This is a genomic window from Brevundimonas sp., from assembly GCF_035935935.1.
In the GTDB taxonomy this organism is placed as follows: domain Bacteria; phylum Pseudomonadota; class Alphaproteobacteria; order Caulobacterales; family Caulobacteraceae; genus Brevundimonas.
In genome coordinates this window covers 68,903-86,263 of record NZ_DASYWO010000005.1, presented here as the reverse complement: position 1 = coordinate 86,263, position 17,361 = coordinate 68,903, and the positions used below count along the sequence as shown (strand labels likewise).

Annotated in this window: 17 protein-coding genes; 13 read left to right on the top strand and 4 right to left on the bottom strand. The window is 64.5% G+C overall.

Annotated features, from left to right (window positions below):
- The first annotated feature begins 97 nt into the window (after nucleotides 1-97).
- Nucleotides 98-421 carry a hypothetical protein gene (locus VGR32_RS05175; protein ID WP_327448757.1) on the top strand — a complete coding sequence of 108 codons (324 nt, stop codon included), beginning with the start codon at nucleotides 98-100 and terminating at the stop codon, nucleotides 419-421.
- Nucleotides 422-520: 99 nt separating this feature from the next.
- On the top strand, nucleotides 521-955 hold the full coding sequence (locus VGR32_RS05170) for a hypothetical protein (protein WP_327448755.1): 435 nt from the start codon (nucleotides 521-523) through the stop codon (nucleotides 953-955).
- Nucleotides 956-1,210: 255 nt separating this feature from the next.
- Here VGR32_RS05170 and VGR32_RS05165 read toward each other — a convergent pair whose 3' ends face one another.
- A complete protein-coding gene (locus VGR32_RS05165; protein ID WP_327448754.1) occupies nucleotides 1,211-1,900 on the bottom strand; it encodes an alternative oxidase in 690 nt (229 codons plus the stop codon).
- A 163-nt stretch (nucleotides 1,901-2,063) separates the two neighbouring features.
- Here VGR32_RS05165 and VGR32_RS05160 point away from each other — a divergent pair, with 163 nt between their 5' ends.
- From VGR32_RS05160 to VGR32_RS05135, 6 genes are all read left to right on the top strand, one after another.
- Nucleotides 2,064-3,635: a PAS domain S-box protein gene (locus tag VGR32_RS05160; RefSeq protein ID WP_327448752.1), complete on the top strand. Its 1,572-nt coding sequence runs from the start codon at nucleotides 2,064-2,066 to the stop codon at nucleotides 3,633-3,635.
- Nucleotides 3,532-4,134 carry a response regulator FixJ gene (gene fixJ, locus VGR32_RS05155; RefSeq protein ID WP_125256741.1) on the top strand — a complete coding sequence of 201 codons (603 nt, stop codon included), beginning with the start codon at nucleotides 3,532-3,534 and terminating at the stop codon, nucleotides 4,132-4,134. Before VGR32_RS05160 ends, fixJ begins: the two co-directional genes overlap by 104 nt.
- Nucleotides 4,135-4,395: 261 nt before the next feature.
- Nucleotides 4,396-4,746 carry a hypothetical protein gene (locus tag VGR32_RS05150; RefSeq protein WP_327448747.1) on the top strand — a complete coding sequence of 117 codons (351 nt, stop codon included), beginning with the start codon at nucleotides 4,396-4,398 and terminating at the stop codon, nucleotides 4,744-4,746.
- Between the two features lie 28 nt (nucleotides 4,747-4,774).
- Nucleotides 4,775-5,320 carry a hypothetical protein gene (locus VGR32_RS05145; protein ID WP_327448745.1) on the top strand — a complete coding sequence of 182 codons (546 nt, stop codon included), beginning with the start codon at nucleotides 4,775-4,777 and terminating at the stop codon, nucleotides 5,318-5,320.
- Nucleotides 5,321-6,270: 950 nt separating this feature from the next.
- Nucleotides 6,271-6,621, top strand: a complete 351-nt coding sequence (locus VGR32_RS05140; protein WP_327448743.1) for a hypothetical protein — start codon at nucleotides 6,271-6,273, stop codon at nucleotides 6,619-6,621.
- A 35-nt stretch (nucleotides 6,622-6,656) separates the two neighbouring features.
- Nucleotides 6,657-7,178, top strand: a complete 522-nt coding sequence (locus tag VGR32_RS05135; RefSeq protein WP_327448741.1) for a hypothetical protein — start codon at nucleotides 6,657-6,659, stop codon at nucleotides 7,176-7,178.
- Nucleotides 7,179-7,460: 282 nt separating this feature from the next.
- Here VGR32_RS05135 and VGR32_RS05130 read toward each other — a convergent pair whose 3' ends face one another.
- The gene (locus VGR32_RS05130) at nucleotides 7,461-8,087 is read right to left on the bottom strand and encodes a site-specific integrase (protein WP_327448739.1); all 627 of its coding nucleotides are present in this window, start codon (nucleotides 8,085-8,087) and stop codon (nucleotides 7,461-7,463) included.
- 276 nt (nucleotides 8,088-8,363) lie between these two features.
- Here VGR32_RS05130 and VGR32_RS05125 point away from each other — a divergent pair, with 276 nt between their 5' ends.
- The gene (locus VGR32_RS05125) at nucleotides 8,364-9,410 is read left to right on the top strand and encodes a hypothetical protein (protein WP_327448737.1); all 1,047 of its coding nucleotides are present in this window, start codon (nucleotides 8,364-8,366) and stop codon (nucleotides 9,408-9,410) included.
- Entirely contained in the window at nucleotides 9,407-11,677 is a 2,271-nt protein-coding gene (locus tag VGR32_RS05120; protein ID WP_327448735.1) for a hypothetical protein, read from the top strand. Before VGR32_RS05125 ends, VGR32_RS05120 begins: the two co-directional genes overlap by 4 nt.
- Before the next feature lie 199 nt (nucleotides 11,678-11,876).
- On the opposite strand, the gene VGR32_RS05115 is transcribed toward VGR32_RS05120, so the two are convergent.
- Nucleotides 11,877-12,458 carry a hypothetical protein gene (locus VGR32_RS05115; RefSeq protein WP_327448733.1) on the bottom strand — a complete coding sequence of 194 codons (582 nt, stop codon included), beginning with the start codon at nucleotides 12,456-12,458 and terminating at the stop codon, nucleotides 11,877-11,879.
- Nucleotides 12,459-12,491: 33 nt separating this feature from the next.
- The gene (locus VGR32_RS05110) at nucleotides 12,492-13,037 is read right to left on the bottom strand and encodes a hypothetical protein (RefSeq protein ID WP_327448731.1); all 546 of its coding nucleotides are present in this window, start codon (nucleotides 13,035-13,037) and stop codon (nucleotides 12,492-12,494) included.
- A 129-nt stretch (nucleotides 13,038-13,166) separates the two neighbouring features.
- On the opposite strand from VGR32_RS05110, the gene VGR32_RS05105 reads away from it, so the two are divergent.
- From VGR32_RS05105 to VGR32_RS05095, 3 genes are read left to right on the top strand one after another with little or no spacing between them, the layout of a single operon-like run.
- The gene (locus VGR32_RS05105) at nucleotides 13,167-16,007 is read left to right on the top strand and encodes an MrcB family domain-containing protein (protein ID WP_327448729.1); all 2,841 of its coding nucleotides are present in this window, start codon (nucleotides 13,167-13,169) and stop codon (nucleotides 16,005-16,007) included.
- The gene (locus tag VGR32_RS05100) at nucleotides 16,004-17,074 is read left to right on the top strand and encodes a 5-methylcytosine restriction system specificity protein McrC (RefSeq protein ID WP_327448727.1); all 1,071 of its coding nucleotides are present in this window, start codon (nucleotides 16,004-16,006) and stop codon (nucleotides 17,072-17,074) included. Before VGR32_RS05105 ends, VGR32_RS05100 begins: the two co-directional genes overlap by 4 nt.
- A gap of 7 nt (nucleotides 17,075-17,081) precedes the next feature.
- A complete protein-coding gene (locus VGR32_RS05095) occupies nucleotides 17,082-17,357 on the top strand; it encodes a hypothetical protein (protein ID WP_327448725.1) in 276 nt (91 codons plus the stop codon).
- Nucleotides 17,358-17,361 lie beyond the last annotated feature (4 nt).

The following is a 17,361-nucleotide window of genomic DNA, read 5'->3' as shown; positions in this document are numbered from 1 at the left end:
GAGTATCATCCAGGCGGCAATGCTAGCGATCACTTTGGGGGTCGCAGCACCCGCCGGGCCGGCGTGTGCGTGTTCGTGCTTCCCCCCGGATCCCGCGGTGCAAGTCGCCGACGCCGACGTCATCTTCGTCGGCCGGGTCGAACGGGTGGGCCGCATAGGCCAAATCGACGGTAGACCGATCAGCGCCACCATTTTCAGGGTGGAGAGATCACTGAAGGGGCAGGTGGGAACCTGGGTCGCCATACGTCATCAATCCGGCGACAGCAGCCTGTGCGGAATGCGCTACGACCCCAATCGGACGCACGTCGTGTTCGCAAAGAAGACCAAGGGACGCTTTTACGCTCAAACGTGCAGCCGCGACTGGATGCCGGTCGAGCGATATGAAGCGGAGTTACGGCGGGCCGACCTGCAACGGCCCTGAGGCGTGAAGCGGGACCAACCGAAGCGGACCCTGGCCCGGACTGTAACGGCGCAAGGCTGCCGGGCCGCCGGCGAAAGGCGCAGCGAAGAGGGAACGAAAATGATCTGGTTGTTTTTGGCGCTTGTTAGCCTGGGCGGACAGGATCGCGGCCAAAGCTGGGAGGTCATTCATGAAACGGCCGAGGTCTGGGTCGGGCACGACGCCAGCCGCTACGGACCGAGGGTCACCATTCGTAATGGCTGGTTCGTGGTCGCCGAGCGAGCCCCGGAGGGCCGTGAAGCCTTTTCGGTCATGCGCATTTCCTTCGACTGCGCGACGCCCCGTTTCAATGTGACGGAGAAATGGCGCTACGACGTCGACGGGCGAGTGTTCGACTACGCCAAGTCACGGGACACGTTCCCGGTGTCGCCGAACACGGCCGAAGCGGCGATGCACACCCGTGTGTGCGCCGATCCGCCGATCCCGTCGTCGACCGCGCCGAAGTCCTATCCCTTTCCGGCAGCTCTGGCCGAGGGGGCGCGAGCGGCGCGCTGACGAGTTCGGTCGAGGAGCTCACGGACAGAGGTTCGCTCTCGAACTTGCCATCGCCCTCCCTTCATTCGCAGCCCGCCGGAGAGCGGACATTTCTGCGCCGGCTTTGCGAAGGTCCGCTTCCGACCCATTGCGGACGTCAGCGACCCGCCACTGCAGATAGCTTGAGGACCGAGACGGATGATCTCTGAGTCCGGCAAGGCAAGCCTCCCGTGGTAACGCTCACGGGAGGCTTGGGCGCGGCTGGATAGTGTGGGATCAGGCAGCGGCCTTCCAAGTCGGCTCCAGCGCCGCGTGCGGCGGGCAGGGCGCGACGGCTTGGATCGGTAGACCACCGAGTTCGTTGGCGTAGCCGTGGTTGACGTCGCGGTGGTGGGCCTCGTCGGCGCGGACGACCAGCACCACGTCGCGAAGCGTCGCGTCATCCGGCAGGCCCCAGTAGCGCTTGGCGATCTCCGGCGCCGGCACGTTCGGGCTGCGGCCCTCGTCGATCTCTGCGAGGTAGTGGGTGTAGCTGATCACCGCCTCCTCCTCGAAATAGCCGACCACGCGGTGAGCCGTCTTCGAGGAGACGAGGTAGAGGCCGAAGAAGAACAGGTAGAACACCCACTGTACGGAGACGATGACGAAGCGTTCGAACAGCGTCGGCTTCGAAATCTCGATGAAGGTCATCAGGTGCATGCGCTCGTTCTCGGCCTCATCCATCAGGGTCTTGATCCACCCCTTGTCGTCGCACATCCGGCGCAGGCAGCTCAGGTGGTTGATGGTGGCGCCGACCATGCCGGGCACGGCGGCGACGGTCTCCAACACAACGGCCCGGTGACCGTAGCGTTTGGCGAAGAAGGTGTCGGCGCAGAAGCGCAGCAGCTTGGTGAAGCCGAAGGCCACGCGGTCCGACAGGCCCTTCGGCTGATGGTGGATCGAAAGGTCGACGAGGGGGGGGGTCATGGCCTTGGCTCCTGTTGATCCGGAAAGCGTTCCGGGCCGCTGCGGCGGCGTCTTGGAAGATGCAACCGGTGTAGAAGCGTGCGTCCGACGGCGGTATTCGGGTCTTCACCCTAAGGAGAATCCCGGAGGCGCGGAGGCCGGCCGGACGGGGCAAGGAGCATCGATGCGAGCCTTTCAGTCCCCGGAGACAGCGCCCTCGGCGTTCATCCGCCCGGCGTCCCCGTGGATCGCCGTTGCGGCGGCGGTCGTCGTCGCCCTGGTCGGCGCCGGGCTGCGCATCGCCCTCGACGAGCGGATCGGCGACCACGGCGCGTTTCTGGTCTTTGTCCCGGCTGTGGTGGTCGGCGCCGCCATGGGCGGCTGGATTCCGGGAGCGGTGGCGGGGGTGATCGGTCTCTGCGCCGGGCTGCTGCTCTCGCCGGCCAGCCCGGCGCTCTGGATCGAGGCCGCCCTGTTCGTCGGCGTGGCGGCCGCCGTGACAGTGGGCGGCGAATGGTTCCAACGGGCCCACCGGGAACTCTCGGCGCGCGAGACCCACCTCCGGCTGATCCTGAACACCATTCCCGATGCGATGATCCTGATCGACGACGCCGGCGTGATCCGGGCCTTCAGCCCGACGGCCGAGCGGCTGTTCGGCTGGTCTGTCGACGAGGCCATCGGTCAGAATGTCAGCGTGCTGATGCCCTCGCCCCATCGCGAGGCGCACGACGGTTATCTGCAGCGCTACTACCGCACAGGCGAGCGCCGCATTATCGGTCTGGGGCGGATCGTCGTCGGTCAGCGCAAGGACGGCTCGACCTTTCCGATGGAGCTCGCCGTCGGCGAGATGCGCACCGCCGAGGGCCGGTTTTTCACCGGTTTCGTGCGGGACCTGACCGAACGCCAGCAGGCCGAGGCCCGGATGCAGGAGCTGCAGAGCGACCTCGTGCGGGTTTCCCGCCTCACGGCTCTAGGCGAAATGGCTTCGGCGCTGGCGCATGAACTGAACCAGCCGCTCACGGCCATCTCCAACTATCTCAAAGGCTCAAAACGGCTGCTAAGCTCGAAGGGACTGGGGGAGGACCGGATCGCCACTGCGCTCGACCAAGCGGCGGATCAGGCCCTGCGGGCGGGCGTCATCATCCGACGGCTGCGCGAGTTCGTGTCGCGCGGCGAAACGGAACGGCGCATCGAGGACCTCCCGAAACTCATCGAGGAAGCCAGCGCCCTAGCCCTCGTCGGCGCGCGTGAGCACGGCGTTCGCGTACGGTTCGCGATAGATCCCGCCGCCGACCGCGTGCTCGCCGATAAGGTGCAGATCCAACAGGTGCTGCTCAATCTGATCCGGAACGGCATGGACGCCATGGAAGACTCGCCGAAGCGCGAGCTGGTCATCGCCGCGGCCCCTTTGGACGCCGAACTGATGCGGGTGTCGGTGTCGGATACCGGAGCGGGCGTCGGCGACGAGCTCGCGGATCAGCTGTTCCAGCCCTTCGTGACCAGCAAGAGGAGCGGGATGGGCGTGGGACTGTCCATTTCCCGAACCATCATCGAGACTCATGGCGGACGCATCTGGTTCGAACCGAACCCGGGCGGCGGGACCGTCTTCCATTTCACGCTTCAGCGCGCCCGTATTGAGGAGGAGGCTGCCGATGGCGACCAACACCATGATTCACGTCATCGACGACGATGCCGCGGTGCGGGACTCCATCGCCTTCCTGCTCGAAACTGCCGACTTGACGGTGCGGACTTATGAGTCCGCTGTCGCCTTTTTGGCGGTGGAGGATCGTCCGGCGGGCTGTGTCGTGACCGACGTTCGAATGCCCGACATGACTGGACTGGAACTTGCCCGCAGGCTCCGCGACAGCGGGTCGGTTGAGCCCGTCATCGTGATCACCGGACATGCCGACGTGCCCCTCGCCATCGAGGCCATGCGCGCGGGCGTCGTCGACTTCATCGAAAAGCCCTTTGATGACGAGGTCCTCCTCGCTTCGATCCATCGCGTCCTGGATCAGGCGGGCAAGGCGACCTCGGCCGACGCCGAAAGGCGTGCCTTCGCCGATCGCCTCGACTCCCTCTCGCCGCGCGAGCGCGATGTCGTGGACGGCCTCGTCAAAGGACATGCCAACAAGGTGATCGCCTTCGACCTCGGCATCAGCCCGCGTACGGTGGAGGTCTACCGGGCCAATGCCATGACCAAGATGCAGGCTGGTAGCCTCTCGGAGTTGGTCAGAATGGTTATGACCGCCGGCTAGCGTCAGCGGCCATTCACTGGCAGCCAGAAAGCAGATCGTCGTGTGTATGCCTGCCGGACGTCAGCTTTCCACCCGTTGCGGACGCTGATCCGGTCCGCTGCGGGCCGACGACACTATACACCCAACCCCGTCGGAGCGCCCGCTGCGGCACCAGTACGTCATCTCCCGTCAGGTTCGCCCTGTTGACACCGTCGCTTTCAAAAACCACCGCTGCACAGAACCGATCGGCGGGGGCCGGCGTAATCGTGAGGGGAACCAACCATGTTCATGCCACTGCTCGCCGCGGCCATCGCCGGCCTCGCGTCTCCGGCTGCCGATGCGCGGTCTGAGGACTATCGTTTCTGCAAGGCGTCCGAGCCGGACTACGGCCGCTACCACCTTTACTCCACGGTCTTTGCCGTGCCGGACGGCACGTATCACGTCGGCATCCAGAACAGCTTCTACAGCTTCGCCAACGCCTATGATGGTCGGGAGTTCGGGACCAGCGTCATCTGCTTCGGGCCCTATGACACCTGGCAAGAGGCGGAGGATCAGAAGAACGCCTACATCGCCCAAAACCGCCGCGACGGTCACGAGGTGTCGCTGGCGCAGTGGGCTTACTACGGGGACTGAGCCGACCGGCTCATCAGAGGACTCTACAATGCCGAAATTCACTTCGGGGCTCGCCATGACGCTGGCTTTGGCGTCCGTGCCGGCGGCCGTCGCCGCTCAGACACCAGCTGGCGCGCAGACGTTCCTGAGCCGAGTGGCGGAGCAGGGCGGGCTCAAGATGTGGCGATCCTGGCCGGGGGCGACCACCGGCTTCGTCGGCGGCCCCTATGGTCGGGACTGCTCATACGGATGCGTCGAGACGCACTGGCTGCCGGTGACCGTGCAAACCGGCGTCGGCGATGGGGAGTGCGGCACGGCGCTGACCCACACCCCGCCCCAAGGCTATCCCTTCGGCGGGGGGCTGGCGTGGGCGCCCTACGCTCAGACCACCGCGACCCGGATTGACTGGTCCAAGATCACGCTCGTGTCGATCGCCGAGTCGGAGCCGACGCGCGTGCGTCTGACCGGCACGATGTCCGACGGCGTCGACGCGCCGTCGTTCGTTTTGGACACGCCCGAGCTGGCGACGCGGGTGAAGACCGCCATGGAGGTCCTCAGGTCTTCCTGCGACACCCTCGGCGGCACCGGCTTCTGAAGCCCATGCGGACGTCAGGCGGCCGAAATCGGCATAAGATGGATTTGTATCATCAGTATTGCTGAGATCTGCGATCTTGCTCGGGCTCCCTGACCGGCAGAATCGCGCGAAGTTTGTGGAGACCGAGCGAATGACGCCAGCTGCCAGAGCATTGCCGTGTGTTGCATTGGTCCTATCGGGCTGCGCCTCTGCGCCGTCCCTGCCGGCGGCAGCACCCGATCACCTGCTCGTGGCCATCATGGAAACCTTTTGCGCCGGTCGAGGCGCGGATGCCGCCCTAGCGCGCGCGGTGGCTTTGCGGAAGGATCAGGCGGTCCTCGGCAGGCTAGGAACGTATGATTACTCGCAAAGCCTGTCGCCTCACGCCATCAACGTGCGGACGTCGGACGGCGGGTCGGCCGAGGTAATGTACGTCGAGGACGCTTCGGGGAGGCTGTCTCAATGCTTTGTGGAGTTGGGCAGCCAGCCCGGCGTGGACGTGAGCGTCGGGGGCGTCAACGCGTCCATGCACGCATGGGCAACCTTGCAGGCGCCGCCGCTTCGCCGCACTCGCGATCGGGCTTTGGAGCACGGGCAGCACTGGAGCAACTGGACGTCGGACAGCCAAGCCATCCAGGTTCGGGTCAGTCCTCCCTCGCCGAGCGGGTACGCGACTGTGAGCTTGAGCTGGATTCCGCTCTGCGGCGGGCATATCTGCGACTGAGCGTCCGCCAACCGACGGACTGAAGCGCAGCCTTGGGGAGCGCCCGACAATGTTTGCCTATGGGCAAACTCCGTGTCCGCTTCCCACCCGTCGGTGACCGTCGGCTCCCGACCCATTGCGGTAACTGGGCCGGCTGCGCACATCACCTCTCGTCAGGTCTTCCTGATTGACACTGGCGGATTCAAAAAGCACCGTTTCCTCGAAGGGATCGGCCGGGGGGCCGAGGAGCGTCGAGAGGAAACGAACCATGCTGATGCCACTGCTCGCCGCGGCTGTCGCCGGCCTTGCGTCTCCGTCCGTCGAGACGCGGAACGACGACTACCGTTTCTGCAAGGCGTCGGAGCCCAACTACGGTCGCTACCACCTATACTCAACCGTGTTCCGGGTGCCGGACGGCACCTACCACGTCGGCATCCAGAACAGCTTCTACAGCTTCGCCACCGCCTATGACGGCCGCGACTTCGGAGCCAACGTCATCTGCTTCGGCCCCTACGACACATGGCAGGAAGCCGAGGATCAGAAGAACGCCTACATCGCACAGAACCGCCGCGACGGTCACGGCGTATCGCTGGCGCAGTGGGCGTACCACGGAAGGTGAGCGAGCGGCGAAGCACATATCCAAGTAAGGCAATCATGACCCTCCAGACTATTGTCAGGCTCCTCGCAACGGCGGCGTTCGCGGCTGTGGCCTCAACGGCGGCCGCGCAGAGCGAGAGGACTGTCGAGGGCGCTCAAGCCTTCACTCAAGCGACCGCGGAAGATGGGTGGCTGAACCTGTTCATAGGACGGGACCCGGACGGGACGGGTGGCTATCTGACCGCTCACTCGCGCGCCGTCTCGGGCACCGTCAGCACCTCTCGATGCACGACCACGCTTGAGCTTGGTCGGGTTCATGAGGCGCGGAACGACGGGGCATGGCCGGAACAGACGATGGTGATCGACTGGTCGCGCGTCACCTCAGTAGAGCACGTCCAGAACTTCGGGCGCCACACTGACTCCGTTGAGATCAAGCCGGCACCCGACGGCTGGCTTTACTTTACCCTTGTCGTGCGCCGGCCGGACGGGGCCGGGGGCGCCGAGCACGCGGGCAGACTGGCCACGGCGCTGGAGTTTTTGCGCGCGAACTGCGATCGCTTTCGGAGCACCGGCTTCTGACGCCCTTGTGAGGGGCCGCTTGCGGGCGGTCGAGCGCCTCCAGGCGGACCGCGGCTTCGATGCAGAGCGCGCTCAGCGCAGCGTCACAAGCCGTGTCGACACCCATCACATGATGCTTCAGCGCGGGGAGACCGAGTCCGCCGCTCGACGCGAGGGCTGCGTCGTTATTCTGAACGCCTACCATCAAGAGTTTAAATAGGCCGACCGCTCACGCTCGCGCCGACGTGCGCTTTCCAGCCTTAGGCGACGATGACCGGGCCCGCATTCGGGCCCGGTCCTGAGTCACAGATCGATCTGCTCCGACATCTCCAGGGCGTCGTCCACCTCGATGCCGAGGTACCTGACGGTGCTCTCAAGCTTCCTATGGCCGAGCAGGAGCTGACAGGCCCGAAGGTTGCCGGTCTTCTTGTAGACGAGCGACACCTTCGTGCGCCTGAGGCTGTGGGTCCCGTAGCCCTGCGGTTCCAGGTCGATCATCCGAACCCACTGATCCACGAGCCGTGCGTACTGCCGGGTGCCGATATGCTGGCCCGGTCGGCTGCGGCTCGGGAACAGCCAGTCATCTTCACGCTCGCCACGGAGCTTGAGCCAGGCCGCGATTGCGTCGCGCGCAGGTTCGGTGATCTCGAACGGCACCGGCCTTCCGGTCTTCTGCTGGATAACGATCGACCGTTGTCGGAGCGCACCGCCAGGCGCCACGTCACTGACCCGGAGCCGAACCACGTCACAGGCTCGCAGCTTGGCATCCAGGGCGCAGTTGAACATCGCAAGGTCACGAACCCTCTTCGCGACCTTCGACTGCTGTCGAATGGCCCAGATGTGCTTCGGTTTCAGCGGTGCCTTGGGGCCGATCAGACGGCCGGCATTCCATGGGCGCTTCGGTTGCTTGAACAGGTCAGACTGGCGCATGGCCAACCTCCATTGAGGTGCCTCCCTGTCCGCGGCCCAGTCTACGCTCTCTGGATCTGTTCAGCGCCAACAGCGGACACTGGCTTGCCGCCGGAGATCGGACATCGGGAATGAAGCGCCTCCGCTCGAGCGTTCACGCGGCGCGGCGTGTGATCTCTAGCGGCGAAGTTCGCGCAGCTCGTCGACGATTCGGCCGACACCCTAACCCCGAGATGGTCGAGCTATTGGCTTGCAGCTTTGCCGTTCGCAGCCGAAACCTCTCCTATGGATGTGTTCATGCTGAAGAGTCTGCACGGCGAGGCTTGGCAGGAATTCCGGCGTCACCAGGCCGCAAACGTGGAGTTCCAGAACCACCGCGCGGCTTGGCCAGCGCGTTTGACGCGAGCCTGCCTTGATCGCACAAAGCTGCCGTGGCTGCTGGTCGGGTATCTGGTGATCGCGATTGTTGTCACTTGGGTTGAGGCCTGGAACAACGTCGCCTGCGCCGACGGCCTGTGTCCGTTCGACATGCCCTCGGCGCTCATGCGGACCGACCGAGCGGAAGATATACTTCGGGAGGTCGCCGGCTTCATGCTCGGCGTTCAGACAGGCCTTCTCGGTGTGCTGTCGATCGCCGTGGCGCTAGTGACCATGATCGGCCAACGCGATCACGCGGACGCAGATGTCCGTGTTTATTACCACGAAAGCTTCGCGGTCCCCCTCGCGGTGTCCAGCCTTGGGCTGTTGTCAGTGCTCTGCCTTCAGCTGTTCTGGCCGTCCGAACTGCTCTCGCCCGTCTTCGACGCGAACAGCCGCAACCTCAGCGCCGAGTTCGCTCTGACGGGATTCCATCTTCTCTGGCTCGTCGCGAACATCTTCGTCTATGTGCAGTTCACCCTGACGAGCCTGAGGTTCGGGCAGGAGCGACACAGGATCCGGTTCAGGGCGCTCTACACGATCAGGGTCTCGGCACCCCAAGACATCTACCGGGGGATCCTCAGAGCCCGGTACATGCAGGTCCCGACCCGCCTTCCACACTACCCCGCGTCGGGGGTGACGATGGGACCTTACTACCTGATCCCACCGGCCGAAGGCGCGGTGGTGAACCTTCCAAGACGCGCCCGACTTCGCGACGTCTGGCTTGGACCGCTCTCACTGGCGGTACGTCTGTGGCATCGACGTCTGGGCGATGACGATGACCGAAGAAATCTGGCTTTCGTGATCAATTTCGACGGAGAGGTTCAAGGCAGGGTCGTTCTGTGCCGCACACATCTGGGAGGAGAGCTGACCAACCTCGAGCGTTTCCTGATCCGTGTCGCCTTCCGGTTCGGACCGGCATCATGATCTGGGATCACGACGCGACGCCTCCAGCCGACATCCTCGCCCAGTTCGCGGAAGGGGCGATGGCCCACATCGACGCACGCTCGATCACCCGCTTCCAGGCGACCCTTCGGGAAATGCGCGAGTACCACCGCCTCCTGCTCAAGCTCTATGCGACAACTGACCCCAAGGGCCGCCCGGACAGCTACGCCCTTCTTGATGACGGACTCCGTCCCTATCACCAGTCCTGGATGGAACCGTATCGCGCCGTCATTACTCGCGCGGTGTCGCGGATCTCGGAAGAGCCGGAATATTTCAGGTCCGTGGTTTACATCCCCTATGGCCTGTTGGTCGGTGAGCAGCGCCTGGCTCCGCAGATCGTCAAAGCGCTATTGCGGCTCGGCCCCTTTACCGTGTTCCGGCTTGAGGAGTGGCTTTCGCGGCGCGCCGCGGCCATCGGCGTCGAACGCGCCGAAGATAGCCCGGTGAAGCTGATCGGCAGCGATCAGCGCGCCTATGAGAATGCGATGATGGACTTCGTCTCGGCCTGGGAATCCACGGCGCGGCCGACGAACACCTACCGCCACATGGACGAAGCCTGGCCGGACCTGGAGAGCCAATGGCGGGACTATCGTCTCGACTGGCCCGGGCTGAGAGCTCACTGCGAAGCGACCGCCGCAGCCTTCGTGGCGGCGGTTTGGAACCAGGATCCGGTTGGTGTGTCTCGCCTCGCGGATCTTCTGCTTCGCTGGAACGCAAACCTTCACATGGGCGGCGACGTATTCGCCTTCAGGCACCCGTGGCTCGTCACGGGAGACGTCATGAGCTTGGAGTGGTCTGCGGCTCGCGCTGCGATATCACACACCCTCCACGAAGAGCCGTGGGACGAGCCGACGCCGGCAGGCCTGTTTCGCATTGTGGTTCAGAACCTCCACCGACACACCGTTCTGCTCACCGCCGCCGTAGTGCTCAACTGGACCCTGACCGGCAAGGGCGGAGGGTTCGCCTTCGACGCGGCGAAACGGTTGATCGACAATCAGCTTCTTGAGGAAGAGGAGCCCGCTCGAACAAACGGCATGCGGTTCGCCGATCGTCTTCAGGCGCTTATTGCGATGGAATCAATCGGCCTTCCTCACGCCGAGAAGGGCTATGGGGCGGCGCTCGACAGCTGGGTCTCGAGCCTGGACAATGTCAGCGAGCGACGGGTCACGACCGGCCGCGTCTACACCCCATCGACCGTCCATGACCGCGACAGTCTGAGCCGGGCGCTGGACATCATTCTCCTCGCGTCCACCAGACAGAATGCGGCAGCGTATGGTCTGAACACGCTTCGCAGCCTGGTCGAACGCGACACGACGGACCTCGCCGCCGTAACGCGGCGCAACCTCGTCCAGCGTTTCCAGTCCCTCGGCCGCACGGTGGCCGAAGCCGATCAGGATGTGATGCTGGCAGTCCAGAATTTCGACCACGACGTGAATGTTCTTCAGGCCTTCGACGAAGGACGTGATCTCGCCAATCGTGCCGAAATCTATCTGGCTGGCATCCAGGCCGACCGGATTGCCCGGGCACCGATTTCTCCGGAACGTCTGCGGTCCTTCAGGGACACGGTGGCAAACCGCCTGCTGGCGGGACAGGACATCCCGTTCTTCCAGAACGTCAGCATCGGTCTGACGGACGAGACCCAGAGAGACCCAGTGACGCGGATCGTCCCCAACATGGATCGCAATGAATTTCTCGACCCGGAGATTGAGCCACAGTCCAGCAACTACATCGAGGTCTTCGCCGGCGCCGCGGCTGAGCAGCTCATCGCGCCGCTGTGGGCATCCTTCCTCGCCCGACCGATTCAGGACGTCCTTCTGAAATCAAGACCCGACAGTCTTCGGTTCTGGACCGCGATAACCGAGCGAGCCTCCAAGCTCGGCAGGGAGTATATCCTCATCCTCTCCGGTAGCGCCTATCGGCTGTTCGAGGATCGATGGGTGAACGCCGACAGTCACGCGGACGAGCTCGACGTTGAGTATCGCCGCGAGCGGGATCGCAGAACCTATCGACGCTCGGTCGGAGATCTGGACATCCACGAGTTCGAGACGCAGCGAGTGATGGAGGGCTTTCTCATTCCGACGGATCTGCTTCGCGAGGTGCGTTACGCACGCCAGCCCGGCGGCAACGTCGTCGATGCAGACTGGCTCGAAAACGCCGAACAACCTCGACAGGGGCGTATTCGACTGCGCTACACGCCGATCTACGTCTGGGAGGACAAGCCGATCGTGCGGATACGCTTCCGGAACTAAAGGCGGATCCTGTGAGGTTCGCGGCGCCTGTTCGGACAGATGGCAGACCTGCGCATTCGGCGGCTGACGGGCACCTTGCACGGAAGCAGACATCGGCAACCGCCGCTATGAGTCAGGAGCGGACTTTAAGCGCCAGGCCAAAAGCCGATTTTGGAGCTGGCCTTCCCTAGCGCTTTTCAAATTCCGCGCCGTCGGAGCATCACACGAGCACGCTCGCAAAGTAACTCCGAATGGCGATGAACGTACAATGTTCACTAAGCCAACGCCGCCGCATCGCATCGGAGAGGCGTATATGGGTCCTTATCACACCCCTACTTTCAAGCGCTTCGCATGCCGCCAAGTCGCGGAAGGCCTCGAACTCATCCGTTGTAATCGAATAGCCTTGAGCGTTCACGAGCTCGACGTCCATGTGGCCATGCAGCTTGTCCAACAGAGACTGGAAGTGAGCCTTCGCGGCGGGATCCACGAGAGCAGCGCCATAACTAGCCCCATTGACGCTGTGTGCCCACACCTCGCGAACACCACTCCGGTGGAGCAATCCCAAATCGCTAGGGCTTAGCGCTCGTTCATCAGGATGAGAGTGATGATAGCGAAGGTCAGACGCATGCACGTCATATGCTGCTTCGAGTTCCGCTCCCGCAATTACGTGATCAGGCCGCCCACTACCCTCGTAGATGCGGCCCGATTTTTCGATGGCCCAATAGTGTTCGAGACCGGTCTGCTGCTGGGCTCTGGCCAGCTTTGCAGCAATCTGCTGAGAAGGCGGTTGCAGGCTTAGCATGTAGCCAGAATAGCCAGGCGGCGCATCGCCCGTCTACATCAGGGAAGGGTGAGAAGCAGACGGGCCGGCGCGTTCCACTGCGCGCTCTGCCCATCTCAGCATGTCTTCTGTGGTCCGGGCTTGGAGCCAGAGCGCGCCGTCCCACACTTGCAGCTCGGTCCGCGACCCTCGACCTAGGTCGACAAGCTTCCGCCAGTGTTTCGGTCGTGCATAGAAGCCGACGATCAAGGCGTCAGCGTCATGCTCGCCTCCAAATGCCCTGCCGTTGCAGCTCGTGAATGGGATGCAGCCAAGAGCCGACAGCGCAGTGACGACCGATGCCACACCCAGCTCCAGGTCTTCCACCTCGGGTCCGTCACCGGGCTCGTCGGGTACCCATTCGCCAGCCCGAAAATCTGCCACGAGACGACGCTCGCACTCCAAGACCCGGCGAACGTCCGCCCACGTCTTCCCGCGGAGATCGCGATAGTCGCGGTTGCAACCGAGGCCGCTGTCGTCGCCGGCATCTTCACCATCGAACCAGGCGAGGTTGGCCAGCGCCAAATCCATCAGATCTTCCGCGACGAAGCTGTCTTTCAAGGCCGTTCTCCTATCCTCATCCCCATCCGGAAATCATCTGAGCGCCACGCTCGGTGACGCGCGCTCGCGAAAAGCGCTTCGGTTGACGGCTTGGCGCTTTGGCTCCAACCAGATCGCGAGGGGGACGCCATGAGCCTGAGCCTGCTGACGGATCCTGCAGCGGTGCACGCTGCGATCGACGAGTATGAAGAGCTCAAGCCGGACGGCTTCCGGGCCAAGTACGGCTATGGGCCTGCCCGAAATCTTTTCGTCGTCCGTGACGGCAAACTGTTCGACTCCAAGGCCATCGCCGGCGTCGCCGTCGGCAAGCAGCATCCAGAGCGGGGGCCGTTGAGTCCCGACGAGTTTTCGGGGGGCGACGCGACGGTCAGGAAGGCGCTCGAACGGCTCGGGTTCACCGTCTGGTCGAGCGACGCGGCCGCGCCCTTCCGCTCAGCGGATGCCCTGGAGCAGATCCGCGCCACCTGGGGCCCCGAGCGCGCCCAGGTGAAATACATGGCCACGTGGGACGCGCCGTCAGGACGCTCTTTGGCTCTTCAGCTCGAGCAGGAGTCGGTCCGCATCTGGCTGGAGGTTGAACCCCCGGCGGATCTGACGACCGGCACGCATTATGGCCCAACGGACACGCGTCACAGCGCGCTGCGTGCCAACGCGCCCGCCTTGGCGGAGCCGAACGTCGCCTGGCTGGCGGTGGTCGACGCACCCGCGACGCTCGATCGCTTGCTGGACTGGTATGCCGACCTGCCCGCATCGGCCCTCGATCTGGCCGCACTTGAGGAGCTGAAGGAAGCCTTCCGTCTCCAGATGCCGGAGTTCCGATCGTTCCAGGAACCTGGTGCGACCTTCATGGAGCACGAGCGCACCTACAAGGACGAGCTGGTCGCGCTGTTCCAGGACGAAGTCCTGGCTCTCACCAGTCCAGATCTGAGCGATGAGGCGGCGGCGCGCCTGAGCACGGCATACTACGGCGTCCTGACCCGCAAGCTCCCGAGCACGGGCAAGCCGCAGAACCTGATCAGCTGGCAGGCCGTGGATCGCCTGAAGCCTGTGGCACGGGGCCGGTCCCAAGCGCTCGGCCACGCGCTGAACGCGTTGTTGGTCGGGGAGGAGCCGGCTGCCGACCGACTGGCCGCCTTCATCTCTGCTGCGGGCGACGTTTTCCGGTCCGCCGGGGCGACGGGACCCCAGGGCATCGCGCGCCTGCTCGGATCCTGCGCCCTGATGCTGCAGTCGCCCGAGGCCTTCGTGGCCATTCGGACCGACCTCTTCGAAAAGGCCTCGCTGAAACTCTTAGGGACGAAGTTCCCGACCTACTCGGACGAGCCGGGTCGCGTGCGGGCTGCACTGAGTCTCACGGAGGCGGTGTTTGAGCGCCTGGCCGAGGACGGCTGGGCCCCGGGCGATCTCATCGACGTCCAAAGCTTCCTATGGGTCGCGCTGACGTACGATCGCTCGGCCGCCGAGACCACCGCCGTGGCCGACGCGTTCAGCGCCTTCCTCGAGCGGTTCCGCACCGTGCGGGAAACGCCGTTCCAGACCGACCCCGAGCTTTGGGGGATCATGGATCGGCTGAAGTCGGCGCTGGGCGGCCTGCCGAGCATCAAGTCTCGACCTCAGCTGCTGATCGACTGGAGTCTCGGCAAGGGCGTCTGGTCCCGGGTGCCCTGGGTCGCCGTGATGGACTCGCGTGAGACGACTTCGACGCAGAGCGGCGTCTACGTCGTCTTCCTCGTGTCCAGAGACCTTGCGCAGGCTCACCTGTGCTTGATTCAAGGCACGGCGGAGGTCGTCGACGAACATCGCCAGCGGGGCGCGCTTCCGATCCTTCGGGCCAGGTCGGACGCCTACCGCGCTCTGGTGCCGGAGCTTGCGGAGCTGGGCTTCCGGCTGGACGGCGACGTCGACCTGACGTCGGAAGGCCGACGCGCCCGGGCCTATGAAGCTGGCTGCATCGCACACATGCCGTTGGCGACGGACGCCCTGCCCGATGACCAGGAACTCGACGAGGTGATGGAAGGCCTGCTCTCCGCTTATCAGACCGTCCTCGATCGCCGTCAGGATGCCGTCGAGCCACCAGCCGAGACGCTGGCCCCTTATGGGATCGACGAAGCCATGGAGGGTCTGTTCCTCGAGCGCGAGGAGTTCGAGCGGATCCTGGAGATCTGGCGCGACAAGAAGAACGTCGTGCTGCAGGGCGCGCCGGGTGTAGGCAAGAGCTTCATCGCCCGACGGCTCGCTTATGCGCTCATGGGACACAAGGACCCGTCCCGGGTGGAGGTGGTCCAGTTCCATCAGTCTTACGGCTACGAGGACTTCGTCCAAGGCTATCGACCGACGGAAGACGGAGGCTTTGAACTCCGCGACGGCGTCTTCCATCGCTTCTGCGAGAAGGCGCGCGCGCGTCCGGGCGTGCCGCATGTGTTCATCATCGACGAGATCAACCGCGGCAACCTCTCCAAGATCTTCGGGGAGCTGATGCTGCTGATCGAGCATGACAAGCGGGCTGCGGAATGGGCGGCACGCTTGGCGTACGCGGGTCCGGAAGCGGACGCTTTCCATGTGCCGGAGAACGTCTGGATCCTCGGCATGATGAACACAGCCGACCGCTCCTTGTCGGTGGTGGACTATGCGCTTCGGCGGCGGTTCGCATTCGTGACGCTGAAGCCGGGATTCACCTCGGAGGCCTTCGGCCGCCATTTGTCGGATGCGGGCGTCGCGCCGAACCTAATCACCGCGATCGTCGCCGGGATGCAGGAGCTCAACGCCGCCATTGCCGAAGACCGAGTGAACCTCGGCCCGGGCTTCATGATCGGCCACAGCTTCTTCACGCCTGGACGGGACCAGGCGGTCGGCCGGTCGTGGGTGGAGCGCGTGATCGACACCGAGATTCGGCCGCTCTTGGAGGAGTACTGGTTCGACGCGCCCGACCGGGCGGATGAATGGCGGCTGCGCCTGCTCGGCCACCTATGACGATCCCGATCCGGAACCTGTACTTCCTCTTTTGCTACGCCTGGCGGCGGTTCCCGCCGGGCGGTGCGGTCGAGACGGGCGTCGATGCCTCCCCGGATCTGCCGAACCTGTTCGCGCGCTTGTTGGTCAATGACGTCCGCACGCTTCTGCGCCGAGGCCTCGATCGGGGCTATCGCACCTTCGTCGAAGAGACCCGCGCGCCGCGAGGCCGGTTGCTGCTGGACGACATCGTCAAGGCCCAGACGATGAGACGAGGCGCGGTCGTCTGCGCGGTCGACGAGCTGACCGCCGACGTGCCGCACAACCGGATCCTCAAAGCCACGGCCAGGTCGTTGGCCCGTACACGAGGTGTGGACCGAGAGCTGGTCCACGAGCTCGGCGAAGTCGTGATGAAGCTCCAGGGCGTCGGCGACGTCCACTTGGGCGTGGAAGCGTTCAAGGCCGTTCAGCTGTCGCGCAACTCCCGCCATTACGGCCCGCTGATGAAGCTTTGTGAGCTGGTCTGGCGCGCGCAGATCCCGGACGAGACGGGTACGACCAATCGGTTCGCGGACATCCTGACGGACGAGACGACGATGTCGGCCGTCTTCGAGGACTTCCTGCGGAACTTCTACGCCCACCATCAGACCCGTTACCGGGTGGGCAGTGAGATCATGTCCTGGGACGCGGTGGCGTTGGACGACGTCTCCGCCGGACGACTGCCGATCATGGAGACCGACATCACGCTCAGATCGCGCGAGCGGACCATCGTGATGGACGCCAAGTTCTACAAGGAGACGCTCGCGTCTCGAGGCGGACCTGGAAAGGTCAGGTCCGGCCATCTGTATCAGCTCTTCGCCTACCTGGAGCATGCAGGCTCCCGCGCGCCTCACCTGCCCTGTGACGGCATTCTGCTCTACCCGGCGGTCGGACACGACGTGTCGCTTCGGTATCGCATCCGCGGTCACGAGGTGCTCGTGAAGACGGTCGATCTGGATCGCGATTGGCCAGAAATCCACCGGGATCTCATCGGCATTCCGGCGACGTTCGACAAGCCGTCGCCGGCAACCAGTCCCCTGGCCGCATGAGGCTACGATGATGCGCGTAGAGGTCCGAGACCACGCCCTGTGGATCAAGCACATGGAGGGGCCTGAGCGCACGCTGGAGTGGCTGACTGCCATGCCGGCCGGGACCACCGTTCGGTTCGTCGTCGAGGGCGCGACCGGGGTCTGGCGCAAGATGGCGGACGGGAAGGATGGGCGACCGACGCCCGGGTTCCGCCCGGACGACGCGACGACCCGCGCACACTGGCATGAGCTTCAAGCCCGGAGAGGCACATGGGTGAGCCTGCTCGTGCACGCCGGCGAGTGATGGA

What these genes read in the sequence shown, in the direction of transcription:
- VGR32_RS05125 (WP_327448737.1), top strand. Translation starts at nt 8,364, where the DNA reads ATGCTGAAGAGTCTGCACGGCGAGGCTTGGCAGGAATTCCGGCGTCAC.
- VGR32_RS05145 (WP_327448745.1), top strand. Translation starts at nt 4,775, where the DNA reads ATGCCGAAATTCACTTCGGGGCTCGCCATGACGCTGGCTTTGGCGTCC.
- VGR32_RS05130 (WP_327448739.1), bottom strand. Translation starts at nt 8,087, where the DNA reads ATGCGCCAGTCTGACCTGTTCAAGCAACCGAAGCGCCCATGGAATGCC.
- VGR32_RS05150 (WP_327448747.1), top strand. Translation starts at nt 4,396, where the DNA reads ATGTTCATGCCACTGCTCGCCGCGGCCATCGCCGGCCTCGCGTCTCCG.
- VGR32_RS05160 (WP_327448752.1), top strand. Translation starts at nt 2,064, where the DNA reads ATGCGAGCCTTTCAGTCCCCGGAGACAGCGCCCTCGGCGTTCATCCGC.
- VGR32_RS05105 (WP_327448729.1), top strand. Translation starts at nt 13,167, where the DNA reads ATGAGCCTGAGCCTGCTGACGGATCCTGCAGCGGTGCACGCTGCGATC.
- VGR32_RS05120 (WP_327448735.1), top strand. Translation starts at nt 9,407, where the DNA reads ATGATCTGGGATCACGACGCGACGCCTCCAGCCGACATCCTCGCCCAG.
- VGR32_RS05140 (WP_327448743.1), top strand. Translation starts at nt 6,271, where the DNA reads ATGCTGATGCCACTGCTCGCCGCGGCTGTCGCCGGCCTTGCGTCTCCG.
- VGR32_RS05095 (WP_327448725.1), top strand. Translation starts at nt 17,082, where the DNA reads ATGATGCGCGTAGAGGTCCGAGACCACGCCCTGTGGATCAAGCACATG.
- VGR32_RS05165 (WP_327448754.1), bottom strand. Translation starts at nt 1,900, where the DNA reads ATGACCCCCCCCCTCGTCGACCTTTCGATCCACCATCAGCCGAAGGGC.
- VGR32_RS05115 (WP_327448733.1), bottom strand. Translation starts at nt 12,458, where the DNA reads ATGCTAAGCCTGCAACCGCCTTCTCAGCAGATTGCTGCAAAGCTGGCC.
- VGR32_RS05170 (WP_327448755.1), top strand. Translation starts at nt 521, where the DNA reads ATGATCTGGTTGTTTTTGGCGCTTGTTAGCCTGGGCGGACAGGATCGC.
- VGR32_RS05100 (WP_327448727.1), top strand. Translation starts at nt 16,004, where the DNA reads ATGACGATCCCGATCCGGAACCTGTACTTCCTCTTTTGCTACGCCTGG.
- VGR32_RS05135 (WP_327448741.1), top strand. Translation starts at nt 6,657, where the DNA reads ATGACCCTCCAGACTATTGTCAGGCTCCTCGCAACGGCGGCGTTCGCG.
- fixJ (WP_125256741.1), top strand. Translation starts at nt 3,532, where the DNA reads ATGGCGACCAACACCATGATTCACGTCATCGACGACGATGCCGCGGTG.